1 protein-coding gene is annotated in these 8942 nt (G+C 51.8%); it reads right to left on the bottom strand.

Annotation, left to right across the window (positions count from 1 at the left end):
• Positions 1–2565, bottom strand: a 2565-nt coding sequence (locus FP827_06420) for a hypothetical protein (protein MBA3052701.1), incomplete at its 3' end; no start/stop codon positions are given.
• Positions 2566–8942: the final 6377 nt, after the last annotated feature.

Raw genomic sequence — 8942 nt, 5'->3', positions numbered from 1 at the left:
TATCCAGTACGGGCTTGTCGCCGTCCAGCTTGAGCCCGTCCAGCAATTGGAATTGGATTTATCTTTAAGCGATATATTCACAACATCGAGGCCGGCGTTGCCCGCGCGGGGCAAACTCAAATTCGGCTCGTCTTTCGCCGTGCCCGCCAGAATCGCCTGCCCGCTCATAAACGAGTAACTCGTATTATTCACAGGCCCCGTCGATACCGACACAGGCGTGCTCGTGTCGTACACAAACTCAAATCCAGCCGACGGGATTTCTTCGTTGCCCGACCAGTCCTTCGCTTTTGTCATGATTCTGAACCTGTGACCCGTTCCTCTCTTTTTCCAGCCGATGTCATTTATCTCGTCAAAACCCCACTCGCTTAAACCCGTCGCATTTTTCCACATCACATCTATCGACCAGAACAGCGTCGGGTTCTGCCAATAATATGTGGTGTTCTCCGTTATATCCATTACCATCAGTTTCACATCGCTCAACCCCGAGGCCACAGGGCCTATATCGGGATCGTCATTCGCAATGCCCCCTATGTAATTCAGCGTTTTATACGACGCGTTAAACGGCGCCGTTGAATTTGATACAGGCCTCTCATAATCGTTTATAAATGTGAATGTCGTAAAAGACGCCTCCCAATTCCCCGCGTTATCTTTCGCCCTGCTGTTTATTGTGTATTCAACCTCTGTGTTCCAGATGCTCCCCAACCACCACCACGCCGTTGACGCTGACGATAATACCGCTTTATTCCAATATTCCGACCCGTCCTGCCACCCGGGCGTCGCTCCGTCTTCGTGATAAAACTGATTTCCGCTTCTCTTTATCCTCACCGTTACCGTGCTCACATTCCCCGGCGACGCGTCAAAACATGTGCCCATAAGCTGCGGCGGGCTGTTTGTGTCTCCCGCCGGATTAGTTATGCCGCTAAGCGGCTTGCTCGTGTCATAAGTGAAGGTGTTGGAATCAACAGTGACGTTGAAGACACTTTCTTCATTGTTCGCGGCGTCTTTCGATTTCGCAACCACAAGATAAGACAGGCCGTTTTCCCAGGCCGCGGGAAGATTACCCGACGGGATGGACCAGCTCCACGGGTTGGAGCCCGACAGCGTCGTCGTCGACCAGACAATATCCTCGGACGCGGGCCTCCATGTCTTATCCGATATCCTCCAGTGGGCTCCGGCGGAAGCGCCGGTTTTTTTCATCAGCCGCACAAGCACCTCTGTGACGCCGCTCTTATTGTCCGAAGCCGTTCCGGAAAGCGAAGCCGGAGACCCCTCGGGATAATAAGCGCCGTGGGTTGGCACGGAAACGAAAGATTCGGGAGCCGTCTCATCAAAAGTGAAATATGTATAATCCGACAGCTTTCCGTTGCCCGCTAAATCCCATGCCTCGCATTTCATACGGTATTGATGGCCGTCTGTCCATGCGCTTTGCTGAACCGAAGCGTTCCAGCCGGTCACAGGCGCGCCCGTCAGGGTCGTCGTGGCCCAATAGACCGAAACCTGCCAGGAAGACTGTTCCACGTTCCAGTATCTCAGCGCGTCAAGATCGTAAATGAAAGACTTTACCATTATAATGCCGGATTCAAACGCGCCCGTGTCATCCTTTGCCGTGCCGCTTACCGCCGCGGGCCTTGTCTTCAGGTTGCCCGAAGGCGCCGACACCGTCACCGCCGTCGGGGATGATTGATCTATATAAAAAGTCCTTGTTGAAATCGAGATCTCAACATTCGGCCCCGGCACATCCGTGTTGTCGCGGGCCTTTGTGTTAACAATGTATTTATGATTGTTTATCCAGTCACTGTTATTGAAAGGATAAGACCACGATTCTTTGCCTGAGACCGCCAGCCAGAACTGGCCCGTCGCCGTCCAGGTGGAACCCGTCCAGAGTTTAGCGGCCGTGTCGTCTTTCAATTTGATATAAACATCCTTGATGCCGGCGGAAGAAAGCGTGTTGCCGTACCAAACCCCCTGGGGCTGGTCCTGGGCCGTTCCGCTTATGGCTGTGAGCGTTTTCGTATAAAGATTAGAGGAGGGCGTCCCTACAGCGGAATTCGGCTCTCCTATTTTACCGTCGGTGTCAACGGCGTTTCTGTCATAGTAAAAAGTGGAAGTGGAAAAAACGGTCTGAATGTTCTGGGCCATATCCTCCGCCCTCGGCAGAACAATATACCTGTGGCCGTTCTTCCAGTTGAATGTCACCTCGCTTTTCGCATAAGACCATGTCGGGGTGGAGAGAGACGTCACCTGCAGCCATGACTCAACTCCCGCATCCCAGCCGCCGCCGTTAAAATAACGCCAGGTCCCTGAAGTGATATCAACAATCTGAATATACACTTTTTTATCGGCATTGCTGATTCCGCTGAAGCCGTCGGTGCAGGTTCCTGAAATCTCCGACAGAGCGCTCACGAAATTCCCGCCCGCGGGGCTCGCCACCCCGGATTCGGGCGGCGCGGAATCCACTGTAAACTGAACTGCGTGCGGTGTCTCTGTGTTGCCGGTTTTGTCCTTCGCGCGGACATCAACCTTAAAACCCTGGATGACCCCGTCGGGCCATGATGGGTCGGGCACACTGTTGAACCACCAGAAAGTCCCGTTTGAAGATAACCCGCAGGTCAGCCACTTCTCGGTGGAGTTCCAGCCCGGGGCCTGCCAGAAATCACTATTGTCAAGCCGCTTGATTGTGATTGAGGATACCTGAACACCGGAAGCGTCATCGGAACAGGTCCCGTAAATGCTTGCAAGTTTATTGTTGGTCGCATTATAGGACGCGCCGTTCTGCGGGCGGGCAAAAACCGTTATCGGCGCCTGATAGTCAATCGCGAACTAATTGTTATTATCGGAGGTGACAAAACTGTCCTCTATGTTAGGCGACGGCACTTTATCTTGCGCGCGGGCTATCACCCTGTATCTTCTCCCCGATTTCCACACGGTTGAAGAAACAGCCTTCTCCCATGCAGGAGGAGAACCGCCAAGCATTGTCGCGGAAAGCCATATCGGGCTTACGCCTGTGAAACTTGAAGTCGAGCTTCCTCCGTCCCACCAGTAGAGATCATCGGGGTCGGAATATGATGTGCCCGTTGATTTCTGCAAGGCGACCTGAACGCTGTTGACCCCGGCCGGCCATGTGCCGGAGAAGCCGTCCGTGGCGGTTCCCTCAATCTTTGAGTTCTCAACAAAAGTGATGTCATAGCCCGTATCATGCGCGGGCTTCGTTATCTTAGTTTTCGGTTTGACATTGTCAAAGATAAAGTACTTAGTATTGTCGGTGTTAAACGCTGTCTCAACATTCGGGTCGTAATCACAGGTGTCTGTCGCTCTGGATTTTACGATATATCTTTCTCCCGATGTCCATGCGGAAGTGCCGCCGGAAATGTTATAAGTCCAGGGGCTGACATTTTCACCGCCCGATTGTATCCAGTATTCCGTACCTGCCTGCCAACTGGATCCGTTCCAGACAGAAGCCGAATCGTTTTTCTTAATTGAAATCTGAGAAAAAGCTACTTTAACATCATCCGAAGAAGTGCCGGTGATCTGGCTGATATCCCTGTAATAAACCGTGTAAGGCGGGGGAGTTACAGCAATTGCCACCGGCTTTGTAAGACCGGATTGAGGTGGCACATTGTCAATCCAGAAAGTCTTCGTTGAATAATTCACCTCCATATTCGCCGAGGGCTCCGTGACATTGTCAATCGCCATGGAATTTATTGTGAAGGAAGAACCGGAAAGCCCCGACCACGCCTCGGTTGAAATTGATATCTGCCATCCCGTGGTACCGGAGGCCGCATTCCAGGTTTCGGAACCCGACCACTCCTCTGTTGACTCTTTCCAGAAAAGGCCGTCGGAAGGCCTTCTTATCCTCACCCTCACTTCCTTCACTCCCGCGGGATGAGTGCCTGAGGCCATATCGGAAGCGCTGCCGCTCGACAAAGCAAGGGCGTTGTAACTTGCCCCGTTAAAAGGAACCTGGACAGCGGAAGTCGAGGCAATGTTGTCAAAATAGAATGAAACGGTATTGGCCGCCGTAAGCTGTTCCTGGTTAGATGCCCTGTCTATGGTTTTAACCGTCACCTCAAACTTGTGGCCGTAGCCGTTCATTATCCAGGCGCTGTTATCGGCAATGTCAATATCATCGTAAGTCCAAATGTCAGGATCAGGAGCTTCGTTATTACTTGCCGTAAGCCATAACTCGGCGCCCCAGTGCCCAACTGAACCTCTCCAGTAATTCCCGGTGTCCACATCTTTTATTCTGACTTTCACCCCGGTGGGCGGTATTCCGGAAGGAGAAGCAAGCACAGGAGCGTCTTTCGCCGTTCCCTGAAGCTGAGTCAGGCTTTTGTAAAATTTTGTATCTACAGGGAGGGACACACCCGAAGTCCCCGAAGACCAATCTATCTTAAAAGTGTGTGACGCGGAAACGACAGACCAGTTCCCCGCGTTATCTTTGCCTTTTGAAGCGATTTTATATTCGACGCCGTCGCTCCAGTCAAAAGCCCCGCCGCCTGTCCATGTCCAAGACGATTTATAAACGCTTCCTTGCGTCCATTCTTTGTATTTCGCGGCGGTGTTCCACACTTCGCCAAGCGTAATGTCCTGCCATTCGTCACCGGAAACATCCCAGTATTTATTGTCTTCCCTGAAAATTTTCACAACCGTTTCGTTTATAATACCCGGGGAAGTATCGCTGGAATGCAAAACCAAAACGGTGTTTTTGTTACTCAGAAAACTGTTGTTTCCCGGGAACACCACGCTTGCCCCCGGCAGCTTTGTGTCACAGATAAAAACGGCGGATGAGGATTCAATTTTATAATTTCCCGCATTATCCTCCGTTCGTGACCAGACGGCGTATTTTACACCGTTAGCCCAGGGCCAGGATGAAACGGGAACGGTGTAATCCCATTCATCCGTTGTGGAATTATAATTCGCCGCCAGCCACTGCTGACCGCTTACGCCGGGATCTCTCCAGAAGGGAGAAAACGACGGATTATACTGCCAGCCATCAGAATATCTCTGTATCCGAACCTTCACCTGATAAATATCGGTGCCCAGCACCGGATAACCCGGGTCGGAGGCTGTGCCCGAAAGAACGGATGGGCTTCCGGCGGGATAATAAGCGTCGTCAACCGGCACCGCGACGCCGGATTCAGGTTCGGTTATATCATAAACAAAGGTCTTGTATTCACCGGAATTCTCGTAAAAATTGCCGGCTATGTCGTATGCTTTGCACCAGATCTTATAAGTGTGGCCGTCCGTCCAGGTGCTGGTCGGATAAGGCACAGTGTACGACCATGTGCCGGAAGCGATGGCAAACCATGTTTCCGAAGCCGTCCAAGCCGAGCCCGTCCAGTGCGCCGTGGCGCCGTATTCAAGATCCTGAATTTTGAGATGCACGAGCGAAATTCCGGAATTTTGTCTCGGCGCGGGGGGATTATCCAACGCGGTACCTTTTACAACAGACGGAGCGCTATTTAAATTCCCGTCAGGATTTGTGACCGCGCAGGCGGGCAGGTCATTGTCAAAAAGGAATGTGTTGAATGAAATATCCGTCTGCTCGTTGGGAACCCTGTCATAGATTTTAGGCGTCACCTTATATTCCCTGCCGGAAGACCATGAGCCGCCGAAAGTGTATGACCAGGAGGAGACAAAAACATTCGGATAAACCTTGTGCCCCGAAGTCACCGTCCAGGAAGAACCCGTCCAGTATTCGTCATTGCCCCATCCGCCAACGGCGCCGTTGGCGAGCGCCACGATCTCAAGCTCAAGAGGATAATTCGCCCAGTCATTCTGAACCGACGACCAGTCGTCTTCGCAGGTTCCTCTTATTTGCGAAACGGCTTTTACTTTGCTGTTGTCGGAAGGATATGTCGCGCGGCTCAGGGGCGGAACTGTGTCAAAGACAACATCAAAAGAATAAGGTGTACTTTCCACATTCACGGGCGTCGCGTTGTCCCGGGAAACTTTTGAGATGATCCTGTATTTGTTCGCCGACTGCCATTCGGGCGCGACAAAATCCTTTGACCAGGAAAGCGAACCGCTCGTGTCAAGCAAGAAACCCGAGAACTGCCAGCCGCCGCCGTTCCAGTAGCCGGTTACAGGAAGCGTCAGATCCATAACCTGCACTTTCACAGCCGCATCGGGAACCCCTGAAACAGCGTCCGAGGCCGTACCGCCTATAGTGTCAAGACCGCCTTCTCCCACATAGGGATCGGAAGGCGTGGGCTGGGTCAGAGCCGAATCAGGCTCCGTGTTATCAAAAATAAAACTGCTTGTCGGAATTGAAGAGGTGGAACCCGCACCATCCCAAGCCTTGACTTTCAGCTGATACTCGGTCGCGTTATTCCATGCCGGCACACCGGAATATGTCCACGAGGACGCCCATATGGAACACGAGGCCCATTTTTCGGATGTGTACCAGCCGCCCTGCCAGTAAGTTGTCGTCTTTTTATTTTTAATCTGCAGGAAGATTGAGGGAACGGAAAACTCGTCATTCTGCGTTCCTTTTATAGATGAAAGAGCGGAAGGATACAGGCCGTCAGAGGGAGAAGTAACAACGGCCGTCGGAGCGACAATATCGTATATGAACGAAAACTCAGTGCCCGAGGCCTCGTTAAAATTACCGGCGCCGTCGTTTATATCGTCAAAAGCTTTGGGCTGGATCTTATACTGATGGCCGTGCGACCATTGAGGAACATTTGAAAAAGTCCACACCCCGCCCGCGAAAGTTGATGTGGACCAGGTCACGGAAACAACCCATGATGAATCCGTCACTCTCCAGTATCTGTTTTCATTATCAACATCTTTCAATGTTATTTTTACTTCTCTCACGCCCGCGATGGCATCTGATGCCGTGCCCTTGATTTCCGAAAGCTCCCGGGCATAAGAGCCGTTGGCGGGAAGAGTTGTCCCCGCGGAGGGATTTTGAAGATCCATCGTGAAATTCTTGTTTGTTTCCGCTTTCGTGCCCCAGTCGGACTCTGTGGTATTGAGGAGCGCGCTGAAACCTTTTGAAGTCGTTTTATACTGCGTGTTATTCACCCAGGCATTCGTGTCAACAACCAGTGACCATGAATCGGCGCCGTTGTTATTGAGGCCGGTTATCTCGTTCCATTCAAAAGTGCCGGATGATTTCCACAATTTCGCAGACTGATCCCAGCAGTCTCCGCCGGGCCTCTGCAGCCTCACGGAACATTGGCTCGCGTAACTTGAAGTGCCTTGTATGGCAATCAAACCGACCGCTTCGCGATTATAATATTTCCCTTCTATGGGCTTTGTTATAAGAGTTTCCGGCATGTTCCCCTGAAACCAGAAAGTTGCCGAGGAAGCGCTGGCGTTATACTGGGTATTGCCCGCCTTATCTTTGGCGATAGCGTAAAAAACGTGTTTTTCGTCGGCGGATGCGTTTTTCCATGTGACACTAACCGGCCACTGCCAGGGAGCGACGCCTGTCGCGTTATCAAGCCACACAGGCTGTCCAGACGTCCAAGTTATGCCGGTCCACCACTCGCTCGAACTAAAATGTTTGAGCGCCGTGTAGATTTTTACCGTCTGGCCAGGCGAAGTGTCCGCCGAATTACCCGCGAAATTAACGGGCAGCGTATCCGTCGTATAATGGGGCTCTCCGGCGGCGGGCGTCGTTATTGTCGCCGTCGGCAAAGAAACATCAAATGTGAAAGTCGCGATGGCGAGTTTATAATTGCCGGCCTTATCCCAAACCCGGGATTCCGTTTTATATATTGTTCCGTCCCTCCATGCGGGAAGCGTTGTATATGTCCAGCTGGCGGAGCCGCTCGCGTTGAGCCAGAAGGAAACCGCGCTCCACGAAGAACCCGTCCAGAAATAAGAGGAATTCGTTGAAATCCTCACATCAACAAAATCAATTCCGCTCCAGTTATCCCCCGCCGTGCCGCCTATTTCGGCGAGCTCCTTATAATGAGACAGGTGAGACGGCGTTGAAATGGCAATCAGAGGCGCCACGGTATCATAAATAAAAGTTGATCTCCAGACCGTCCACGGCACAGTGACGCCTTCCTCATAATTGTTCGCAAAATCGCGCGCTTTCGTGTAGATAAAATATTTTTCCTCCGGCGTCTCCCCTGATATGTTTTTATAAAATTCCGGCACATTAGAAATGTAAAACTCAAAAGTGTCCGCTGTGACAAGAGAGGCCGCCAGCGGAGTCTCATCCGACCAGAAAGGCGCGTCGCCGAACCAGTATAAATTGTCGGAATCTCTCCTTATGACAACTTTCACCTCGCTGACGCCGCTTCCGAAATTCGGGTCATCAAAAGTTCCTGTATAAGTGCCGGTTTTCACATTATACGCCATGCCTTTGCCGGGGTAGCTGATATCGCTGACAGGGTCGGTTATATCATACTTGAATTTTGAATTCTCGCTGCCCTCCACTCCCACAGTGGGCGCCTGCTTGTTGTTTACCGGCAGAACATCGTCATAGGCCTTGACCCATATTCTGTGATTGGAGCCGTCGCCGCAATTAACGCCCGTGTATGTCCAGGAAGACGCCCACAAATCCGCCACCACCCAGAATTCGCTCACGCTCTGCCACACGCTTCCGTCCCAGTAAAGGTTCCCCGCGCCTTTCTTTATCGCGAGTTCAACTTTGCTGACATTGGAATAAGCGTCAGAGGCGGTGCCGTAAATTGTGAGGGTTGATGTAGAATCATTTATGTTATTCGTCGCCCCTTCCTCGGGATACTGGATATACGACGCGGGAGAGGCATTATCCCATACAAAAGTTTTACCCGCTCCGGGCGCTTCCGGATTGGAGGCTTTGTCCGTCATGCGGGATCTGGCGGTATAAGAGGCGCCGTAACTGAATGTTACTGTTGATGAATTCCATGACCATGATGTTGAACCCGCGCACACTATCCAGAGTTCCGACGCCGAACTGAAAGTCCATGGAGCAACATTAAAATAATTGACGCCGTTGT

This window comes from Candidatus Omnitrophota bacterium (assembly GCA_013791745.1).
Classification (GTDB): Bacteria; CG03; CG03; order CG03; family CG03; genus CG03.
Note: the sequence above shows the minus strand (reverse complement) of the source record. Positions and strands in the feature narration are given on the sequence as shown.